This is a genomic window from Ruminococcus sp. FMBCY1, assembly GCF_023921805.1.
GTDB lineage: Bacteria > Bacillota > Clostridia > Oscillospirales > Acutalibacteraceae > Ruminococcoides > Ruminococcoides intestinale_A.
Map to the genome: position 1 here is coordinate 2041026 of NZ_CP074197.1, position 18923 is coordinate 2059948.

The 18923-nt window shown below is 38.1% G+C and carries 25 protein-coding genes; 23 read left to right on the plus strand and 2 right to left on the minus strand.

Translation table 11 applies throughout. From position 1 onward, the window contains the following. Window positions 1-3 precede the first annotated feature (3 nt). The 23 genes from KGF34_RS10040 to KGF34_RS10145 all read left to right on the plus strand — a co-directional run bounded on the left by KGF34_RS10040 (window position 4) and on the right by KGF34_RS10145 (window position 16314). On the plus strand, window positions 4-261 hold the full coding sequence (locus KGF34_RS10040; protein WP_252558906.1) for a hypothetical protein: 258 nt from the start codon (window positions 4-6) through the stop codon (window positions 259-261). A 214-nt stretch (window positions 262-475) separates the two neighbouring features. Further along, window positions 476-1015, plus strand: a complete 540-nt coding sequence (locus tag KGF34_RS10045; protein ID WP_252558907.1) for a phage scaffolding protein — start codon at window positions 476-478, stop codon at window positions 1013-1015. 12 nt (window positions 1016-1027) lie between these two features. Beyond that, window positions 1028-2014 carry a major capsid protein gene (locus KGF34_RS10050; RefSeq protein ID WP_252558908.1) on the plus strand — a complete coding sequence of 329 codons (987 nt, stop codon included), beginning with the start codon at window positions 1028-1030 and terminating at the stop codon, window positions 2012-2014. Between the two features lies 1 nt (window position 2015). Beyond that, entirely contained in the window at window positions 2016-2378 is a 363-nt protein-coding gene (locus tag KGF34_RS10055) for a hypothetical protein (RefSeq protein WP_252558909.1), read from the plus strand. Next, window positions 2378-2782 carry a DUF6751 family protein gene (locus tag KGF34_RS10060; RefSeq protein WP_252558910.1) on the plus strand — a complete coding sequence of 135 codons (405 nt, stop codon included), beginning with the start codon at window positions 2378-2380 and terminating at the stop codon, window positions 2780-2782. The genes KGF34_RS10055 and KGF34_RS10060 overlap by 1 nt, the downstream gene beginning before the upstream one ends. Next, window positions 2779-3135, plus strand: a complete 357-nt coding sequence (locus KGF34_RS10065; protein WP_252558911.1) for a minor capsid protein — start codon at window positions 2779-2781, stop codon at window positions 3133-3135. The genes KGF34_RS10060 and KGF34_RS10065 overlap by 4 nt, the downstream gene beginning before the upstream one ends. Then, the gene (locus KGF34_RS10070; RefSeq protein ID WP_252558912.1) at window positions 3135-3578 is read left to right on the plus strand and encodes a hypothetical protein; all 444 of its coding nucleotides are present in this window, start codon (window positions 3135-3137) and stop codon (window positions 3576-3578) included. Before KGF34_RS10065 ends, KGF34_RS10070 begins: the two co-directional genes overlap by 1 nt. Continuing rightward, a complete protein-coding gene (locus tag KGF34_RS10075) occupies window positions 3571-4065 on the plus strand; it encodes a hypothetical protein (RefSeq protein ID WP_252558913.1) in 495 nt (164 codons plus the stop codon). Before KGF34_RS10070 ends, KGF34_RS10075 begins: the two co-directional genes overlap by 8 nt. A 13-nt stretch (window positions 4066-4078) precedes the next feature. Beyond that, window positions 4079-4465 (plus strand): DUF6673 family protein, encoded by a 387-nt coding sequence (locus KGF34_RS10080; protein WP_252558914.1) that lies wholly within the window; start codon window positions 4079-4081, stop codon window positions 4463-4465. Window positions 4466-4470: 5 nt separating this feature from the next. After that, complete coding sequence (locus tag KGF34_RS10085; RefSeq protein ID WP_252558915.1) at window positions 4471-5055, plus strand: bacteriophage Gp15 family protein; 585 nt, start codon at window positions 4471-4473, stop codon at window positions 5053-5055. Window positions 5056-5102: 47 nt separating this feature from the next. After that, window positions 5103-5675, plus strand: coding sequence for a hypothetical protein (locus KGF34_RS10090; protein WP_252558916.1), 573 nt, complete (start codon window positions 5103-5105; stop codon window positions 5673-5675). Between the two features lie 214 nt (window positions 5676-5889). Next, window positions 5890-9333, plus strand: coding sequence for a phage tail tape measure protein (locus KGF34_RS10095; RefSeq protein ID WP_252558917.1), 3444 nt, complete (start codon window positions 5890-5892; stop codon window positions 9331-9333). Next, window positions 9330-10058 carry a hypothetical protein gene (locus tag KGF34_RS10100; protein WP_252558918.1) on the plus strand — a complete coding sequence of 243 codons (729 nt, stop codon included), beginning with the start codon at window positions 9330-9332 and terminating at the stop codon, window positions 10056-10058. Before KGF34_RS10095 ends, KGF34_RS10100 begins: the two co-directional genes overlap by 4 nt. Before the next feature lie 16 nt (window positions 10059-10074). After that, window positions 10075-11817, plus strand: coding sequence for a phage tail spike protein (locus tag KGF34_RS10105; RefSeq protein WP_252558919.1), 1743 nt, complete (start codon window positions 10075-10077; stop codon window positions 11815-11817). 9 nt (window positions 11818-11826) lie between these two features. Further along, window positions 11827-11952, plus strand: a complete 126-nt coding sequence (locus KGF34_RS11780; protein WP_271229665.1) for a hypothetical protein — start codon at window positions 11827-11829, stop codon at window positions 11950-11952. Next, window positions 11927-13147, plus strand: a complete 1221-nt coding sequence (locus KGF34_RS10110) for a hypothetical protein (protein ID WP_252558920.1) — start codon at window positions 11927-11929, stop codon at window positions 13145-13147. Before KGF34_RS11780 ends, KGF34_RS10110 begins: the two co-directional genes overlap by 26 nt. Before the next feature lie 11 nt (window positions 13148-13158). Beyond that, complete coding sequence (locus tag KGF34_RS10115; protein ID WP_252558921.1) at window positions 13159-13371, plus strand: hypothetical protein; 213 nt, start codon at window positions 13159-13161, stop codon at window positions 13369-13371. Between the two features lie 2 nt (window positions 13372-13373). Continuing rightward, window positions 13374-14399, plus strand: a complete 1026-nt coding sequence (locus KGF34_RS10120; protein WP_252558922.1) for a glycoside hydrolase family 25 protein — start codon at window positions 13374-13376, stop codon at window positions 14397-14399. A gap of 18 nt (window positions 14400-14417) precedes the next feature. Beyond that, window positions 14418-14687 (plus strand): DUF6275 family protein, encoded by a 270-nt coding sequence (locus tag KGF34_RS10125; protein ID WP_252558923.1) that lies wholly within the window; start codon window positions 14418-14420, stop codon window positions 14685-14687. Between the two features lie 5 nt (window positions 14688-14692). Continuing rightward, complete coding sequence (locus KGF34_RS10130; RefSeq protein WP_252558924.1) at window positions 14693-14947, plus strand: hypothetical protein; 255 nt, start codon at window positions 14693-14695, stop codon at window positions 14945-14947. Between the two features lie 4 nt (window positions 14948-14951). After that, window positions 14952-15155 (plus strand): holin, encoded by a 204-nt coding sequence (locus KGF34_RS10135; protein WP_252558925.1) that lies wholly within the window; start codon window positions 14952-14954, stop codon window positions 15153-15155. A 54-nt stretch (window positions 15156-15209) separates the two neighbouring features. Then, a complete protein-coding gene (locus tag KGF34_RS10140; protein WP_252558926.1) occupies window positions 15210-15974 on the plus strand; it encodes a Dam family site-specific DNA-(adenine-N6)-methyltransferase in 765 nt (254 codons plus the stop codon). Between the two features lie 70 nt (window positions 15975-16044). Next, a complete protein-coding gene (locus tag KGF34_RS10145) occupies window positions 16045-16314 on the plus strand; it encodes a helix-turn-helix transcriptional regulator (RefSeq protein ID WP_252558927.1) in 270 nt (89 codons plus the stop codon). Window positions 16315-16823: 509 nt separating this feature from the next. On the opposite strand, the gene KGF34_RS10150 is transcribed toward KGF34_RS10145, so the two are convergent. Both KGF34_RS10150 and KGF34_RS10155 read right to left on the minus strand, forming a co-directional pair. Continuing rightward, window positions 16824-16982, minus strand: a complete 159-nt coding sequence (locus KGF34_RS10150; protein WP_252558928.1) for a hypothetical protein — start codon at window positions 16980-16982, stop codon at window positions 16824-16826. A 151-nt stretch (window positions 16983-17133) separates the two neighbouring features. Further along, complete coding sequence (locus KGF34_RS10155; RefSeq protein ID WP_252558929.1) at window positions 17134-18609, minus strand: UDP-N-acetylmuramoyl-L-alanyl-D-glutamate--2,6-diaminopimelate ligase; 1476 nt, start codon at window positions 18607-18609, stop codon at window positions 17134-17136. Between the last annotated feature and the right edge of the window lie 314 nt (window positions 18610-18923).

The window sequence follows — 18923 nt, forward strand, 5'->3', positions numbered from 1 at the left end:
ATTATGACTTTCTTATTACAAAAAAATGATTTTAATTTTCTTAAAGATAAGATTCCATATGCATATAAAATGGTTGCGAATATAAAAGAAAAGGGAAACCTTGTTTATTTTGATGTAGAAAAAACTGGTGATTTCCAAGATGAAATAACTATGGAAATTGTTGATAGTGGTATGGATAATGAAGACACTGTTAATAATAACGGAAAGCGAATGTACAAAATTTATGATGAAATACTTTATCAGAAACACAATAACATTTGACTTTACTTTATTTGCTTTATATCAGCTTTGTTATATAAAATGTAAAGTTACACCACTAATCAATTAAAATGCAAATTAAACGAATTTAAACGGTATTTAAAGGGGTATTTGAAATACTCCTTTTACTTTTGCCACAAATTTATATTTATAGGTTATAAGCTCCCGATTTTCGGGGGCTTTTAATATTGTAAAAAATTTAAACGGAGGTAAAACTATGGACTTAATGGAAATCCTTAAAGCCTTGTTTGGTGATGAGGCTCTGACATTTGACCAGTTTGCCGAAAAGGTAAACAATGCTGCAGATGTCAAGCTCGGTAACCTTGCAGGCGGTCAGTACATTGAAAAAGAAAAGTATGACGATGTGTCAAAGCAGCTCGAAACCGCAAACGCTAATCTTGAGGGGTATGACCCTGATTGGCAGACAAAGCTTGCACAGGCACAGGCAGACGGCGAGAAAAAGCTCAACGACTACAAATTTGAGCAGTCGGTTGAATCTGCAATCAACAACGCAGGTGCAGCGGATTTGGTATCTGTCAAGGCTAATCTTGATATGTCGAAGATTGCACAGGGCGAAGACGGCAAAATCACAGGTCTTGACGAACAGCTTGCAGAGCTTAAAACAAACAAGCCTTTCCTTTTCAAGGCTGCAGACGAACCTAAAAAGAAACTCGACCTCGGCGGACCTACAGGCGGAGCAAAAGCAAAGTCAGGCTCGAACATAAAGTCTGCCGTTGAAGATTTTTACAAGAAATAAGGAGGAAAACATATGCCTATTACATTAGCAGAAGCAAGTGTCGGCAGAGCCGACAAGGTCACACAGGAGGTAATTGATACTCTCCGCAGAGGTTCTCTTTTTATGGATGAACTAACATTTGATGATGCCGTATCTCCGGGTGTCGGCGGTTCAACAATGACATACGGCTACTTGCAGTTACAGACACCGTCAACCGCCGCCGGCAGAGCTATTAACAGCGAATACACAGCCAATGAGGCAAAGAAAGTCAAGAAAACCGTTGACCTTAAAATCTTCGGCGGTGCTGCTGAGGTTGACAGAGTAATTCAAGAGGCGACAACAGATGAGATTGCTTTTCAGCTTGAGCAGAAGACAAAGGCAACAAAAAACTACTTCCAGTACACTTGCATTAATGGTTCAAAGACTGATAAGTCGGTTGATTTTGACGGTCTTTCCACTATGCTCAAGGGTACAAGCACAGAGTACAATGCAGGAACGGACAAGACGGTTATTGACCTTTCTACCTCGGCACTCCTTACGAGCAACTATCAGTCAATGATTGATATGCTCAATGAGTTTCTCTCAGGAATTGACGGCAAGCCGACAATGTTCCTTGGAAACAGTAAAATCATTGCAAAGCTCAAGAGTGTTGCTCAGCGTGCAGGCTATCTTACAAAGTCAGAGGACGCATTTGGCAAAACAGCAAGAGGATATGACGATATTATTTTCTATGATATGGGCAACTTCTATAACGGCAGTGCCACTGTTCCCTGTGTACCAATCTATGAAACAGGTGCATCAAGTTCAAAGGTAACAGGACTTACCGACCTTTATGCTGTACAGCTTGGTCTTGATGCTTTCCACGGAGTTTCCCTCAGCGGTTCATCAATCATTAAAACATATATGCCTGACCTTACTGCACCGGGTGCAGTTAAGAAAGCAGAGGTTGAAATGGTTGCCGCTGTCGCACTCAAAAATACAACTAAGTGCGGCGTTTTCAGGAATATTAAGGTATCTTGATATGTTTGCAGATTATTCTTATTATACAGATTCTTGGGCAGGTACTTTGATACCTGCTCAGGAGTTTAACAGCTATGCACGCAAGGCTGAACGGCTGATCAACTATATTGTCAACGGCGGTGTTAAGAAGGTTACTGAGCCTGTAAAAAATGCTGTTTGCGCCGCTGCCGAGGCGGCATATGAACTCCGTCAGAGCGTGGCAAATATTCCGCAAGGTATTAAGTCCGAGAACACAGACGGTTACAGTGTTACATACAAGGACTACAACGCAGATGACCTTGCAGACCGAGAAAAAAGGGCAATGTTTAAAGCTATCAGACAAGAGCTATACAACACAGGCTTGCTGTATCAGGGGGTATGCTGATGTTTACTAATCATACAACTATAACTCTTTTTTGCAGCAAAGCCTTAGGGCGTGAAAAGCTATGGAGCAAATACACATTGCGTGATGTAAATTTCCATGGTGCAGACCAGTTTCTTGTCAGCGATAAAGAAGTAAAGCGAACCGAGGAATACATAGTCCGTGTACCACACTCGGCTCTTGAAAATTATGTTGACAAGGCAACCTACAAGGCAATGCCTGCCGATGAGGCTTACAACTGCTTTACGCTCAAGAAAGGCGATTATATCGTCAAAGGCGAAGTTGATTGCGATATTTCAAATTTAGCAGACTTAATTAAGAATTATGACGCACTTGAAATTGTATCAGTAACTGAAAATCTCAATGCATCTAACTATTCAAAGCATATTAAATTGGTGGTTAAATGATTATTAAACTGCTTTTTAACACAACTGAAACAATGCTTAAAGACCGAGGCTTGCAGGCTGAGGGCAAGGTACAGAAAATTGTTGACAGCGAAGTCTTACGCAGATGTGACCCTTATGTACCGTTTGACACAGGCTATCTTAAAAAGAGTGGCATTACAGGCACTAAGATTGGTAAAGGTGAAGTTGTTTACGATGCTGTCTATGCTCATACAAATTACTATATGAATGCCGGCAAAGGAAAAGAAGGCACATCAAAAGGCGGTTTGCGAGGTAAATTTTGGTTCGAGCGTATGAAAGCAGACCATTTGGAAGATATTTTGAAAACCGCAAAGGAAAAGTGCGGAGGTAAATAATGGAAACATCAATTATAAAATCATTGTTTAAATGGTTTTGTGACTGTGAAATTCTTGAGGCTGATTCAGAGCTGAATGTTGACTATCTCGGCGAAGATGCAGAGCAGTACAGCATTGAAACTGTACCTTGCAAAACTGTAGTAAAAAGCTACATTGACGGCTCGGCTAAGTGTCAGTATCTCTTTATCTTTGCAAGCCGAGAATGTTACAGTCAGGAAAACGGAATAAATATGGCAAACCTTGAATTTTACGAAAGGCTTGAGGATTGGATTGCAGAACAGAACATAAACCGCAAATTACCTAAGCTCCCTGATTGCTGTACTGCTCAGTCAATCAAGGTTTTGTCATCAGGCTATGTAATGAACAATGATACGAAGACGGCAAGGTATCAAATACAGTGCCGTTTGGAATATACTAAAAATTTGGAGGTAAAAAATGGCTGAAGTAATTAGACAGAGAAGAATGCAGGCAAATTATCTTAACTGCAGTAACGGCAGCAAAGAAAAAGCATTTGCACTTTTGGGTGTCGGTGCAAAAACACTTGATGAAAATCCATCAGCTCAGACTAAGAGCCGTAAGTATGTATGTGATAAATCAGCAACTAAGTCAATCAGCGGATATGATTGGACTACTGCTTTTGATATTGACCAGATTAGAGAGCAGGACGCTATTAACTTTATCGTGAACATAGGTGAAAATCAGCTCGTTGGCGAAGATGCAGAAACCGAGTATGTTATCGTTGACCTCGACCAGAAGGAAGGTTCAACGGGTGCATCATATCACGCACGCAAGTTTAATGTCGCTGTCGAAGTTGCATCTTTTACAAATGATGACGGCGAAATGGGCTGCACAGGTAACTTTTTAGGCAAGGGTGACCCTATTGAGGGTACTTTTGACACATCAACTAAAACTTTTACAGCTAAATCATAAGGAGGAATAAATAATGGTTATTAATAATGTAACACTTCCTGACATTGATGTAGCCGATGCCCTCGAAATGGAACGCTACGAAAAAGCAAACGATACCGTAAGTGCAAAAATGAAACAGCTTGATACAAACGGTAAACGCAGGTCAGAGCTTATTCGTATTCAGTGCACTGCTATTTTTGAGTTCTTTGATGATGTTTTCAGTGAAGGTACTGCAAAAAAGGTGTTTGGTGAATCGGTAAATCTTACAACCTGCATTAATGCGTATGAGGGCGTTATTGTTGCGGTTAATAAGCTTGACAAGGCAGTCGGCGAACAGTATAAATCAAAACTCGGCAACCGTCAGCAGCGTAGAAATAAGCACAAAAATCATTACATCAACCGTCAAAAGATTGTTAAGTGATGAATATGCTTATTAATTCTGTGCCCGACAGATTGAACATTGTCGGGACGGAATACAAAATCAACACTGATTTCAGAACTTGGTTGGAATTTGAAATGCTTTTATCGGAAAATGCGGAAAAAGCAGAAAATACTTTAGCTGATATTAAAAAACTTGTTTTTTGCAAAAATCAACCTCCGTCATTTGCTGATGAAACGACTGTAAATCAAATTCTTTGGTTTTACCGCTGTGGAAAGCCTCCTCAAAAGGTCAACGGTAAATCTCATAAAGAAGTGTTCAGTTACGAATATGATGACGGTTATATCTGTGCCGCTTTTATGCAGCAGTATCATATTGATTTAAACTCGGAAAAGCTTCACTGGTGGAAGTTTCACGCACTGATGTTGTCATTGTCTGATAGTACAGAGTTTGTAAAAATAATGGGTTACAGGTCTATTGAAATCAATTCAAAGATGACTGCCTCACAAAAAGCATTTTATCAAAAAATGAAAAAGCAGTACAAACTTCCGCTCAAAAAAGAAGTGCAAAAGCAAATATCAAACATTGAAGATGCACTGATAAACGGAGAAACAATTGACAATCTATTGTGAAATTTGTATAATATTGTTAAAGTTATATTATTTCACGAGGTGGTACTATGAAAAAGACTTTATGTTTTCTTATCTTGTCATTGTTTGCAATCAACTGCACAGCTTGCTCAAGTAATGTTAATAATTCAAATCCTACTTTTGAAAATGTTACGCAAATAACATCTCCTGCTTCTAAAGCAGTTGAGGAAACTACTCTTGAACCTGAAACAACACAAAGTGATGTTTTATCTACATTAAGTGAAGACGACCTCATTCAAAGTATTGTGTCTGATTTTACGATAGATGGTGTAAATTTTACATATAAAAAATGCAGCGACAATCTATACTTGGTTAATTCGGATAATGACAAGATTGATATAGATATTGCTCTGCTTAAACTTGATAATAAAATTTCAGTAGATTATATTAATGTAATTTTATCGACTGAAAGTACTGATGATATTTGTTACAAAGCACTTGTAAGAATGTTAAAGTCTGATATTTTCGGTTTAAGTTTACAGGAACAAATGGATATACTTGTTAATTATAAAACAGGTAAGGTATCTTTTGAAAATGGGACTTTATCTATATCAGAAGCTCAAAAAGATAATATTAGAGTAATTGATTTTAATTTTAAATGATGAAAAATAAATCAAAAGTAAAATGCCCCTACTGTGGTTATGAAATGCCCATATACTTTGACAAATCGTCAAGGTGTAGGGGCATTTTTGTATGCTGCAAAGGGCGAAACTGTAAGAAACAGTTTGAAATCGTAATAAACGATAACAAAAATAAATAAGGTCAAGTAGAGCCATTATGTGCCGATGACCTCAACACTAAAGGGTGGTGAGTAATTTGGCATATGATGGCTCTATTAAAATTGATACAAAAATAGATACAAGCGGCTTTAAGGGCGGTATTGATAAAATAAAATCAATCGCTCAAGCGGGTGTATCTGCTGTAACAGCAACGCTTGCAGGCATTACAGCCGCACTCGGTGCAGGAGCAACCGCAGCGGCAACAGTCGGCTCGTCATTTGAGGCTGCTATGTCAAAAGTATCTGCAATCAGCGGTGCAACAGGTGATTCATTGCAAAGCCTGACTGACAAGGCAAAAGAAATGGGTGCAAAAACAAAGTTCTCTGCATCCGAGTCGGCAGCAGCTTTACAATATATGGCTATGGCAGGCTGGGACACAGAGTCAATGCTCAATGGTATTGACGGTATTATGAACCTTGCCGCCGCTGATGGTTTGGACTTAGCAACAACCTCGGATATTGTAACAGACGCACTTACAGCGTTTAACCTAAAAGCATCAGACAGCACACACTTTGCAGATGTACTTGCCAAAGCCTCATCAAGTGCAAATACTAATGTATCTATGCTTGGTGAAAGTTTTAAATATGTTGCTCCTCTTGCCGGCACAATGGGCTACTCTGTCGAAGATGTTTCCCTTGCCCTCGGTCTTATGGCTAATGCAAGTGTCAAGGGCAGTATGGCAGGCACAAGCCTTAAAACTGCTCTTTCTAACCTTGCATCTCCAACGGAAGATATGGCTAATGTAATGACACAGTATGGCATATCTATCTCCGATACCGAGGGTAACGCTTTGCCTCTTATAGATGTAATGAAACAGCTTAGAGAGAAGTTTAGCGGATTGAGCGAAACCGAACAGGCTGCTACAGCAAGCATTCTCTTTGGTAAAGAAGCAATGAGCGGTATGCTTGCGATTATCAACGCAAGCGACAGCGACTTTGACAACCTTACTCAGAACATCAACAACGCTGACGGTGCGGCTGCGGCAATGGCTGATACTATGCAGGATAACCTGCAAGGTCAAATTACTATTCTTAAATCAGGACTTGAGGGCTTAGGCATTGAAATTTATGAGGGTATGTCAGAACCCTTGCAAGAAGCAGCTGTCGAGGCACAAAACTATGTAAACCGCTTGACTGAGGCTTTCAAAAACGGCGGACTGTCGGAAATGATTGAAGAGGCAGGCTCTATTTTTGGAGAGCTTGCAGTAAAAGCGGCTGAGGCTGCACCTGAAATGCTGAATGCCGCTGTTGACTTTTTGCAGGCTTTTGTTGACGGTATAGCAAACAATGCCGATAAACTTGCAAAGTCTGCTGTTAATATAATTCAGACTTTAATAACAAGCGTTATCGAACACGCACATGACTTAATCAAAGCCGCAAAGGTTATTGTTTCGGAACTCGTTGATAATCTTAATAAGCTGTTGCCTAAAGAACTTCAAGCACCCGTTAAAGAGGCTGTAAACACTATTAAAAAGTCGTTTGAAAACGGCGGTCTTAAAAAGGCTATTGAAAGCGTGAAAAACATTGTAGTCAACTTAGGTAAGGCTTTTACAAATGTAGCAAAGGTAGTGTTACCGCCTTTGTCTAAAGCAATTGATTTTCTTGCTGATAATTCAGAGGTGCTGTTAGGTGTAATAACTTCTGTATACGCAGCATTCAAATCATATTCGATAATATCAACAGTTACAGCATTGCTTACTACCCATACGGCAGCGGTAACCGCAGAAAGTCTTGCTGAGGCAGCTGCACTAAATACTATAACCTTAAAACAAATAGCAGTAGGTGCATTAACAGGAGAGATTACACTTGCCACTGCGGCTCAATATGCGTGGAACTTAGCTATGAATCTGAATCCGATAGGCATAGTAATCACTGCAGTAGCCGCTCTTGCAGCAGGAATAGCAGCTTTGAATTTATGTGTTGAGCAAGAAACATCATCTGAGCAACTTCTTGCAGAATCGTATGAGGGAATAGCTGAAGCTTATGCTAATGTTGCTGATGGTGCAACAAATTATATTAACAGCCTTTCGCAGTCCGGAGATGCACTCGAAGGATTTAATGATGCTATCATTATTTCAAATGAAAGACAGTCTGAATTAACTCAAAAAATGGATGAAGTACAGACTGAAATTACGGAAATAGCTCGACACGCCAAAGAAGAACGAACAAGTCTGACTGAGGAAGAAATTCAAAGACTTGATGATTTATTCGCAAAGCAAAAGGAGCTTGCAGATGAACAGCTAAAGGTTCAGGAAGCTTATCAGGGTGTTGTTAAGGATATGGCTAAAGATTTAGCCGCAAACCACGATTTATCACTTGAAGAATATGAGGCTTATTCAAGTGAATATACTGCAACAGCAGAGCAAACGAGAGATGATACTGTTAAAGCTGCTGAACAACAAAAAATCAATTGGCTTGCAGAAAAAAGAGCTTTAATTGGTACTGATGAGCAATATACAGATGAATGGTATAACCAACAGCGAGAAGCCGCCAACAAAGACTATGATGCTGCAGTTGCCGAAGCTAATACACTTTGTTCCGAAACTCTTAAGATTTTACAAGATGGATATAAAGATAGAGCTGATGGTTTAAAAACTTATTCCGAAAATCAAAAAAAGTATAATGAAGATATTGCAAGAGAAAACAAAAGAAGTAACGACAACCTTGTAGCACTTGAGCAAGCTAAGCAGGCTGAAATTAAAAAAGAATATGATTCAGGCGGTTGCGATACATTACTTATTGAGCAAAAATATGACCAATTAATTGCAAATGAGTATTCGCAACATAATAAAAAATTGGCTGATATAAATGATAAATTCACAAAATCATTTGATACAAATCAACAGGAACAGCTTTCAACTTGGTTAGCTATGCTATCTCAAACAGAACTATACGGCGGCAAAATCTCAGATGAAGATAAAAAAGTTGTTGAAGATATTATTAACAATTATGACCAATTGCCTCCTGAATGCCAAGAGACTATGGATGAAGCTATGCAGGGAATGATTAACGGAATAAAAGAAAGATCACCTGAGCTATATGCAAGTGCTTCATCGGTCGCTGATAATATTCTTGCAATTTTCAAAAAGAAGTGGGATATACACTCTCCGTCCAAAGTGTTCCGCAAAATTTTTAAGTACACTCTTGAGGGTGGCGAAAACGGACTTGAAGATGAAGCACCAAAACTTTATAAGCAAGCCGATGATGTGGCGTCAAAATTTACCGAACGCTTGCAGTCGGGCGTGTCAGCTAACGGCTTGGTGTCGAAAATGCGTGCTGCCGTAGCAGAAGGTAAAAGCTTTGTAGCAGAACAGCTTACAGCTAATGTGGTGCATACGGTCGATATGCAAAATGCTGATAAACAAAAAGTAGTGCTACAAGGCAACATAGTAAATCATCTTGAGGTTGACGGCAGAGAGTTTGCAGTTGCAACAGCTCCGTATATGTCGGAGGAATTAGCATGGGAGGGTAACAATCTATGACAGAGATGTCCGTAAATAACATTGATATTTCTAATTACAGTGCAAGACTGCTTAGCTATGCTGTAAGCGGTACAACGCTTACAAATAATGTTTCAGCTAATACTAATCTTGTCAAAATGCCTGCACTGTATTCAACCGAATACGGAACAAGAACGCTGACTGTTACTCTTACATTCTTTCCTTGCTTGGACGGTTGTTCTGCAAAAGGAACAGAGATTACGGACAGATACGCAGCTGCGACCGATAATATTGCAAGGTTTGAGGCAGAACTAATCGGTAAAACAGTTGAAATAGCTTTGCCGGACGGATACATATACACTTCAATTGTTACTTCAATCTCCGCTGCTACATTTGACAGCAGCGGAGAACACGATGTTACATACATATTTATGGCTGTCCGTCACAAGCCGACAATCACCGCAACGGTTGCCCCAAACGGTAAAATATATTGTCAGTCAACTACTCCCTGTAAGTTTAAGCTTAAGGTGACATTACCCGAGCAAAGCTCATTGCTTTCAATTATGGGAATAGTTGTTATTAATATTTCGGCAAATACACCGTTAGTTCTTGACGGTGAGCTTGGTTTAATTACGCTCGGCGGAGTTAATAAGTTCCTTGACAGCACCTTAATTGATTTTCCTTTGCTTTATCCCGGAACTAATACAATAAGCTGTAATAATTCTCAGTCTGATATTCAGGTAATTTACACGCCTGTTTATGTGTGATTTAAGGGGTGTTTAAATGGTTTTAAAAATCTTTTACAACAATGATGTAAAGCTGTTTACAGATATTGATAGCACCTTTTGCGTTACAAAAACCTACGGCGGTATGATGAGCCTGCAATTTGACATATCGCCTAAGCACAGCTTGTATAAATATTTTGCTTTGGACGGTGAGGTTGAATACGATAATCAGAGATATTTGATTAAAAGTATTCACGAACGCAAAACGGTTTCAACGATTGTCTGCGAGCTTAATCTTGATGACCTTCGTGCAGATATGTTTACAAGCTTTAACAAGACTACAGAGAGCTTTCATAACATATGTACTGAAATACTTTCCAATACCGACTGGAGTGTTAAAAACGATACCCTTGTAAGCAAGCGTTGCAGCTTCGATCTTAGCGATGTAACTGTGCTTGATATTTTAAACCAATGTACCAATTCCACAAGCTACGGCAATGTGTATGAGTACAATACAAAGCAAAAAACGATAACTCTTATAAAGCCCGAAAACAACACCGAGCCGAAAGGAGTGTATTTTACCGACGAATTAAATCTCACAGACTTAAACTACAAAGGCAGCTCTTCAGGCTTGGTTACAAGACTGTATGCCTACGGCAAGGACGGCTTATCTATTGCAAGCGTTAATAACGGCTGTGAGTACATTGAAAATCACACCTACACAGACAAAGTAATCAGTTATGTTTGGCGTGATGAACGATACACAGACCCTCAGTCGCTTTTAGATGACGGTGTTGTCAAGCTTGCGAATATGGCTGAACCCGAGCAGTCATACACCTGTAAGGTTATCGACCTTGCCAAAGCTCAGCCGGAGATTTATAAGGAAATTCTATCCTACAGTCTGTATGATGTAGTAACTTTGGTTGACCGTAACCGCAACAGAAAAAGAAACTACCGGATAGTAGAGATTAAAGAATTTCCTGCAAATCCGCTGCTTAATACTGTTTCCCTATCTTCAATAGCGGCAAAGCTCACAGGTAAATTAACCACGATAAATAATCGCATTACAGAGCTTAACGCTCAACAGCTACACGATAGAACTAAAGTAAATGAAATCAAGCAAGATTTAGACACAACTGTTCTCCATGTGTCTGAATCTTGGGCAAGCTCTGTTAATGAATCATTGTTTACTCAGACCGCAGAGGGACTTTTTCTCGAAGTCAATAAAGTTGTTGGCACAAATCGTTGGAGTACGCTTTTACAGCAATCGGCAGAAGATGTGCGAATTGCTTGGAACAACATATCCGAGTACATAAAGTTTGAAAATGCACAGCTTAATATTTATAACATATCAGATAAAAAGCTGATGTCACTTAATCAGTATGGACAAGACTTTTATTACAATGATAATGAAGTCGGCTCGATTGGTACAAACTCATATTTAAACGATGACAGCAAACGAGGCTTAGCTTTTGACCTCAATTCAAATAGTGCGTATATGACATGGGCATATATGAGTTCTGACGATGCAGAAGCATTCACTATGAAACTAACATATACTGCTCAAAAGCTTTCTGACGATTACGAAAAAGACCAACTTCATACCGGGTGTGATCTTAATTTACATAACAATTATTTACGCAAAGCAGTTTTGAGCGATTGGAAATTTGAGGGCGGTTCTATTAGCGGGACTTTTAAAGGTTACTATGTTACATCGTTCAGAAGTGACGGTACAGCAAATACATGGAAAGAATTTACGCTGACATTCAAAAACGGAATTTTACAAAAAGCAACTTGGTAGGAGGTTATTATGAAATTTATCACAGAAGAAAAAACAGTTTGTGAAAACGATAAGGATAAAGCTCCTGCTGAATCCGAAGTCATTTTTGCAGAAGAAACAGGAGGCAATGATGAACATACAGCATTACAAACTTAATTTAGACCTGCTCAAAAATACATCAACTTCGGTTTTATACAGTCATCAATTAGACAAAAAATCAAGATTTATTGATGTAACACTTACAGCTAATGATGCAGAAGTTACCCTTGACAGTACAATGACTGCTGTTCTTAACGCTGTAACTAATAATGTTATAGTTGCAGAGTCTCAAAATTGCACAATATCAGATAATGTAATCGTTGTTGAGCTTACCGATAAAGTCTTATCTTTGCCGGGCGTGACTAAATGTGAGGTTGTGCTGTCTGACAGCAGCGGAGCTGTTATTACAGCACAGCATTTTATTGTTAAAATCACTGAAAAAGCTATTAATAGCAAGTCAAAATATGAACCAGCAGGTAGTACGCTCGCAACAAAAGATGACATAAACACTGCAATCAAAAAAGTAAAAGATGAAGTACTTACAAAAGCTGATAAGGCGGATACTCTTGCCGGTTACGGAATTACCGATGCTTACGATAAAACATATCTGAATAAGGCATTACTCCGTAAACTTGACGCAATGCCATTTGATACCGCACCTAAAGAGAATAGTCCTAACTATATCACAAGTGGCACGGTATACAATAGTGTTAATACTATTAATAAACGTATTGATAACAAAGTTAATACTCTTAATCAAAGTATTAATAAAAAAGCTGATAAAGCAACTACTTTGGAAGGCTACGGAATTACCGATGCTTATGATAAAACATATATAAACAGATCGTTAAACCTTAAGCTCGACAAAATGCCATTTGATACCGCACCTAAAGAGAAAAGTCCTAACTATATCACAAGCGGTACCTTATATAACAGTGTTAATACTCTTAATCAAAGTATTGCAAAAAAATATGATAGCTCAAATTTCGAGAGCGGTACAGGAGAATTATCTCCGGCGCAGGCGATTTATGACGGCAACGAGGCCGGTTTTAACTATGTGAAAAACGACAAGGTGGTTACGGTGTCGGTAAATATTACAAAACTTGTTGCGGATAAATCGTATATTCAGATGGCAGGCTTGCCTTTCCCTGCAAAAAACGAAAGTCGATTTTCGAGTATTGCTGTGTACTCAACTACAAATAAGCTGAGAAATATCCGTCTTGACGGCTCATGGCTTTACATCAGCTCGCCAACGGATAAATTTGCAGAGGACGAGAAAATCAATTTTACAATTACATATATCAGACAGTAGGAGGTAATTCTATGGAACTTAAAGAAAAAATCACACTCGATATGCTTACAAAAGACAGTGTAAGCGTATTAAGACAGAAGTTTGTTGTTATCGACGGCACAGAAATGCAGGTCGGCGGCAATGTTCGAAACGCATATACAAATTGCGAGAGTGACAGAGAGATTTTAAAGGAACAGCTCAGCGAGGAGTACTACAACGCTATTATGGCAGTTTGGGAGGGTTGATTATGGCAAAAGTAACTTGTGTTGATATTTCAGAATTTCAGCAAGGCATTAATTTTAACAAAATGAAAAATGACGGTATAAAAGCGGTCATTATAAGAGCAGGCTATGGCAGAGAAGCAAGTCAGAAAGACAGTATGTTTGAAAGCCACTACTACAACGCAAAAACCGCTGGTATGAAAATCGGTGTTTACTGGTACAGCTATGCCGACAGCGTTAGTGATGCTGAAAAAGAGGCAAAGACCTGCCTTGAATGCATTAATAACAAATCTCTTGATATGCCGATTTATTATGATTTGGAAGATAATTCACAAACTAAACTCGGCAAAGCAAAACTTACAGAAATTGCGGAACGCTTTTGCGAAACGATCAAGAAAAGTAACTACAGAGCAGGTGTATATGCCAATCTGAATTGGTTTAACAACTATCTTGATTATGATAAATTGAAGAGAAAATACAGTATTTGGCTTGCACAGTACAATGACAAAGCAGAGATTGACTGTGATATTTGGCAGAATAGTTCAACAGGTCGTGTTAATGGATACAACGGCAGGCTTGATACTAACATTGTGTATGATGAGAGTCTTTTTAATTGTGCTGATAAGAACACATCAGAAAAGCCAACGCTGACTTATCGTGTATTTGCTGATCACAAATGGTACAGCGAAGTAAAAGGTCTTAGCAACATAGCAGGAAGAAGCAAGCAGGCGATTTCTGCTATTGCTCTTAAGGTATCAAGAGGTAAAATTCGCTATCGTGTGCACTTGCTCAACGGTGACTGGTTGCCTTGGGTAACAGGTTACAACATCAATGATAATCGAAACGGATTTGCAGGCATCAAGGAAAAAGTCATTGATGCCGTACAGGTCGAGTTTAGCGGCGTGAGCGACTTCAAGGCTACATACAGAGTGCGTAAGCAGGGTGCAGGCTTTTGGGATTGGCAGCATAATACAGAAAAAGACAGTAATCAGGACGGTTACGCAGGACTTCTCGGCACTAAAATTGACGGTGTGCAGATTACTTTGACATAATTTTGGAGGTAAAATATTATGACAAATGCAAATTTTATTAAACTTGCAGTATCAGAGGTAAACAAGTATGTGTTAAATCATTTAGATAAGTCAGATGATACACCTGATTTTGACACTTTTGTGGTGTGGTCGTGTAAGACTTTGCAAAACCACAAATGCCTTATCAGCACAACATTACACGACGGGATGTATTACGAATGCACGTACAATGGTGACAAAGGCGAAATGTATCTTGACGCATATAAAAAGTTTGAAAACAAAAAAATTATTTGCGAAAGTGAGGAATAATTATTATGATTTTAGCAGAAACAATTAACGGTATGGTGAGTGAGGACTACAAGGAAAGATTTATTGCAGAATATCAGCAGTTAGTAATCCGTTATAAGGGATTGAAGAAAATGCTTGATAATTGGGATAAGGGAGAACTATCTTTCGTTCCGACTTGTCCACGCAGCACATATAATATGCAGATTAAATCAATGGCAGACTATATTGCCGTACTTGAGGCGAGGGCGGTTATGGAAGGTATCAATTTGTGGGAGGTATAAAACAATGAAAGACAATTTTAAAAAATGGATAAAAGCTGCTGCCGTGCGTGCTATTAAGACTGTTGCTCAAACAGCTATTGCAACCATTGGCACAACAGCAATGATAAGAGAGGTTGATTGGGCAGTTGTATTGTCAACCAGTGCGTTGGCAGGTGTTCTATCTGTCCTTACAAGTATAGCAGGCTTGCCGGAGGTCGAGAGCAAATAAATTATTTTTCCCTTCATAATAATGCCCCAAACATTAATATTATGGAGGTACAAAATGAAAAGTTTTATAGGCTGGATAGGTGGCAAAAGTCATCTGAAAAATCAAATCATTTCGCTTATTCCTGCTGAGTGCGAGCGTTACATAGAGGTATGCGGCGGAGCAGGCTGGGTGCTTTTTGGAAAAAATAAAATCAAAGGTCAAATGGAAGTGTTCAATGATATTGACGGTGATTTGATTAATCTTTATCGTCAAATTAAGTATAATTGTTCACAATTGCAGTCTGAAATTGACTGGCTTCAATCCCGTGAATTATTTAATCAGTATCGCTATGAGATTGAAAATAAAATTGAGCTGTCTGACTTACAGAGAGCAGCCCGGTACTTATATCTTATAAAGTGCAGCTTTGACAGTAATCGAAGTTCGTTTGCTACAGCTGCGAAAACGATAATCAACATAATTGATGATCTTCCTGCTTATCAAGCAAGGCTGAAAAATGTTATAATAGAAAACAGGGATTTTGAATCACTTATTAAAACATATGACCGTGAAAAAGCTGTGTTCTATATAGATCCGCCATATGTAGCCTCAGAACGCTATTATAACAAAAAATATGTAAGCTTTAATAATGGTGACCATATCCGTTTAAATGCCGTTTTAAAGGCGATTAAAGGGCGTTTTATACTATCTTATAATGATTGTGATTTTATCAGAAATCTTTACAAAGATTATAACATTAGAAACATAAGCAGGCATAACTTACTGCCTGTAACAAATGAAAATCGTGCAGAATTCAAAGAAGTTATAATAACAAATTACTAAATTAGTAATAATATTACATATTTATGTAAATAATAACGCTTTAAGGTATTATGTTACTTGGGGCGTTATTATGATTAAGATCCATTTATCTACTATTCTTGGCAAATATCGCATGACACAAGCAGAATTGGCGAGGAAAACAGGTATCAGACCTGCAACTATCTGCGACATTTATAATGAAATGTGTGATAGAATTAATCTTGAACATTTGGATAGAATATGCGAGGTTCTGAACTGTGATATTTCAGAATTGCTCGAATATCAACCAAATAAGATTAAAAAAACAGGTAAAGATCTTATTGTAGAAGCAAATGGAAACAGAAAAATGAATAAAAAATGAAAATACCCACGCAGATTTGGATTTTCTGCGTGGGTATTTTTTTGCAACATTATACATTTTTACAAAAACGCACTTTTTGTATTTTATGCGAAAAGTTTTTTCATTTTGTGCGAAAAGCAACATTTATTTTTTAAATGCTTTGTTGCATCACTTTTTGTTTCTGTTTTGAATAGGTTTTATTATAAATGTTGGGGTAACAATAATAAATTCCGGTTTAACGCACAGATTAAGCTAAATAATTAAAAAAATAGGTCAAGCCTTTTTAAAGGTTGACCAAACTTTTATAATTTCTTGACTAAGTATTTCGCAAAACCATACTTCACTCCAACTATAATATGTGAAGTCATTTTTTATCTCAATTTTACAGACAAAACAAAGCGGCCGCCATCGCAAGATGACGGCTGATGAATTTTAAGCATTTATATTTTGACAGTATTCATTTATTTTGCAACTTAATAAGTAGAAAAACAATACTGTTTATATTTTAGAAACAGAACCCAAAATTTCTGTTAAGCATCGTTACTTTCCAAAAATCCATCTACATAAGCGTTAAACAGCTCTTCGCTTAATGAAAGTCTTAAAAGTTTTGTACCCTGAACCGCAAAATAGAAGGTGTCTTTATCTGTTATTGCTTTAAATAATGACTCTGTATTGTGCCAATGCAACATTAGCAATGTTTTCCTTTAAAGTCTTATTATTTATTTCATTCTTTTCCTTAGGCGGTTTTTCCTTAAATAAACCCATTGCATATTTCCTTTTCGTTAATAAAAATGAATTTATCAAACTGACAAATGTAGATTTATAAAAAACTGTTGATAATTATTTCTTTTCCTCTGCCATTTCCTTAATAATGTCGGCAACAAGTTCACGCTCATCCATATGGTATTTTACGCCTTTGATTTCCTGATAGTCCTCATGACCTTTGCCCGCAAGAACGATAATATCGCCGTCCTGTGCGTTTTCCATACAATATCTTATTGCGTCCTTACGATTAGGAACAACTACATATTTACCGTCTGTCTTTGCAAGACCTGTCTTGATGTCCTCGATAATATCCATAACATCTTCAAAACGGGAGTTATCCTCTGTGATTACGGAGAGGTCGGAAAGTCTGCCCGAAGTTTCGCCCATTTCGTATCTTCTCACCTTTGGACGGTTGCCGCCTGCGCCAAACATTGTAATAAGGCGGTTAGGTTTATAAAGTCGGAGTGTTGAAAGCACATTTTCCATAGAAAGTGCGTTATGAGCGTAATCTATTATAAGCGAATAGTTGCCCGGTACGGGTACAGGTTCAACTCTGCCTTTAACCTTTGCTTTGTGAAGACCCTCGACAATAGCTTTGTCGGGAATATCAAAGAAAGATACGGCACTGATTGCGGCAAGCGCATTATAAACATTAAATTTACCGGGGATATTTACATCAAGAGAAAGTTTCTTTTTTCCGCTTAATTCAAAGTGAACGCCGATAAATCCGTTTTCAAATAATAAATGTTCATCAGACGCAACAAAGTCGGCTTTATTTGAGAAACCGAATGTTACAGGTTTTTCAACTGCAAGTTTTGTGATTTCGGTAAATTTTTCATCGTCAATATTTCCGGCAGAGTGTCTGCACTGTCCGAAAAGCAGACTTTTACAGTAAAGATATTCAGCCATATCCTTATGTTCAACACCGCCGATATGGTCGTGTGAAAAGTTTGTAAATATGCCTACATCAAATGTAATATCAGCAAGTCTGTAATGCTTTAAGCCGATTGAGCTTGCCTCAATAACCATAGCTTTACAGCCGCACTCAAGCATATCGTGCATAGCTTTTTGAATTTCGTATGATTCCGGGGTTGTGTTGTCTGTTTTTACAACTTTTCCGTCATATAAAATACCGAGAGTGCCGATTGTGCCTGTTTTGATTCCTGCACATTCAAGAATAGATGCAATCATGGCGGTTGTGGTTGTTTTGCCTTTTGTACCTGTAATTGCAATGGTCTTTAGTTTTTCGGCGGGTCTGCCAAAAAACTCGGCGCTGATATACGCAAGTGCTTTTCGTGTGTTTTCCACTTTAATAACCGCAACATTCTTCGGCACATCGAATGAAAGGTCATCACTTATTATAAGGGCAGCGGCGCCTTTTTCAACAGCGGATTGCGCATACTTGTGACCGTCGGATGTGTATCCCTTAAGACATACGAAAGCTGTACCGTCGGTAACTTTTCGGGAATCATATATAATATCGGTTATTTCGGGATTGCCGTCATTTATTACGGTATATTCAATGTTTGCAAGTAAATTACTTAGTTTCATAATAAATTCACTCCGTTTTTAGTTGTGATTACTATTACATTATAACAATTCAGGGAAAATAATACAACAATAATAATGAATTTTTTTGGAGTGTGTTTATTGTGCGAAAAGGCTTATTTTATCTGTTGGTGAAAATTACCTAAAAAGCACCTATGTAAACGAAAATATGTGCATTTAGCTGATAAGAAACGAATTTAAGTAATTTACGAAAATAAAACGATAATCTCCAAATGAACAAGTTGCACAAAGATAATATTGTTATTATTAACAAAAAGCCAGAGATAATTTTGTAAATAAAATCAAAATTTCAAAAT

What these genes read in the sequence shown, in the direction of transcription:
- KGF34_RS10050 (WP_252558908.1), top strand. Translation starts at nt 1,028, where the DNA reads ATGCCTATTACATTAGCAGAAGCAAGTGTCGGCAGAGCCGACAAGGTC.
- KGF34_RS10110 (WP_252558920.1), top strand. Translation starts at nt 11,927, where the DNA reads ATGAACATACAGCATTACAAACTTAATTTAGACCTGCTCAAAAATACA.
- KGF34_RS10065 (WP_252558911.1), top strand. Translation starts at nt 2,779, where the DNA reads ATGATTATTAAACTGCTTTTTAACACAACTGAAACAATGCTTAAAGAC.
- KGF34_RS10150 (WP_252558928.1), bottom strand. Translation starts at nt 16,982, where the DNA reads ATGTTGCATTGGCACAATACAGAGTCATTATTTAAAGCAATAACAGAT.
- KGF34_RS10120 (WP_252558922.1), top strand. Translation starts at nt 13,374, where the DNA reads ATGGCAAAAGTAACTTGTGTTGATATTTCAGAATTTCAGCAAGGCATT.
- KGF34_RS10060 (WP_252558910.1), top strand. Translation starts at nt 2,378, where the DNA reads ATGTTTACTAATCATACAACTATAACTCTTTTTTGCAGCAAAGCCTTA.
- KGF34_RS10140 (WP_252558926.1), top strand. Translation starts at nt 15,210, where the DNA reads ATGAAAAGTTTTATAGGCTGGATAGGTGGCAAAAGTCATCTGAAAAAT.
- KGF34_RS10135 (WP_252558925.1), top strand. Translation starts at nt 14,952, where the DNA reads ATGAAAGACAATTTTAAAAAATGGATAAAAGCTGCTGCCGTGCGTGCT.
- KGF34_RS10045 (WP_252558907.1), top strand. Translation starts at nt 476, where the DNA reads ATGGACTTAATGGAAATCCTTAAAGCCTTGTTTGGTGATGAGGCTCTG.
- KGF34_RS10100 (WP_252558918.1), top strand. Translation starts at nt 9,330, where the DNA reads ATGACAGAGATGTCCGTAAATAACATTGATATTTCTAATTACAGTGCA.
- KGF34_RS10130 (WP_252558924.1), top strand. Translation starts at nt 14,693, where the DNA reads ATGATTTTAGCAGAAACAATTAACGGTATGGTGAGTGAGGACTACAAG.
- KGF34_RS10125 (WP_252558923.1), top strand. Translation starts at nt 14,418, where the DNA reads ATGACAAATGCAAATTTTATTAAACTTGCAGTATCAGAGGTAAACAAG.
- KGF34_RS10070 (WP_252558912.1), top strand. Translation starts at nt 3,135, where the DNA reads ATGGAAACATCAATTATAAAATCATTGTTTAAATGGTTTTGTGACTGT.
- KGF34_RS10055 (WP_252558909.1), top strand. Translation starts at nt 2,016, where the DNA reads ATGTTTGCAGATTATTCTTATTATACAGATTCTTGGGCAGGTACTTTG.
- KGF34_RS10155 (WP_252558929.1), bottom strand. Translation starts at nt 18,609, where the DNA reads ATGAAACTAAGTAATTTACTTGCAAACATTGAATATACCGTAATAAAT.
- KGF34_RS10090 (WP_252558916.1), top strand. Translation starts at nt 5,103, where the DNA reads ATGAAAAAGACTTTATGTTTTCTTATCTTGTCATTGTTTGCAATCAAC.
- KGF34_RS10145 (WP_252558927.1), top strand. Translation starts at nt 16,045, where the DNA reads ATGATTAAGATCCATTTATCTACTATTCTTGGCAAATATCGCATGACA.
- KGF34_RS10040 (WP_252558906.1), top strand. Translation starts at nt 4, where the DNA reads ATGACTTTCTTATTACAAAAAAATGATTTTAATTTTCTTAAAGATAAG.
- KGF34_RS10075 (WP_252558913.1), top strand. Translation starts at nt 3,571, where the DNA reads ATGGCTGAAGTAATTAGACAGAGAAGAATGCAGGCAAATTATCTTAAC.
- KGF34_RS10115 (WP_252558921.1), top strand. Translation starts at nt 13,159, where the DNA reads ATGGAACTTAAAGAAAAAATCACACTCGATATGCTTACAAAAGACAGT.
- KGF34_RS10080 (WP_252558914.1), top strand. Translation starts at nt 4,079, where the DNA reads ATGGTTATTAATAATGTAACACTTCCTGACATTGATGTAGCCGATGCC.
- KGF34_RS10085 (WP_252558915.1), top strand. Translation starts at nt 4,471, where the DNA reads ATGCTTATTAATTCTGTGCCCGACAGATTGAACATTGTCGGGACGGAA.
- KGF34_RS11780 (WP_271229665.1), top strand. Translation starts at nt 11,827, where the DNA reads ATGAAATTTATCACAGAAGAAAAAACAGTTTGTGAAAACGATAAGGAT.
- KGF34_RS10105 (WP_252558919.1), top strand. Translation starts at nt 10,075, where the DNA reads ATGGTTTTAAAAATCTTTTACAACAATGATGTAAAGCTGTTTACAGAT.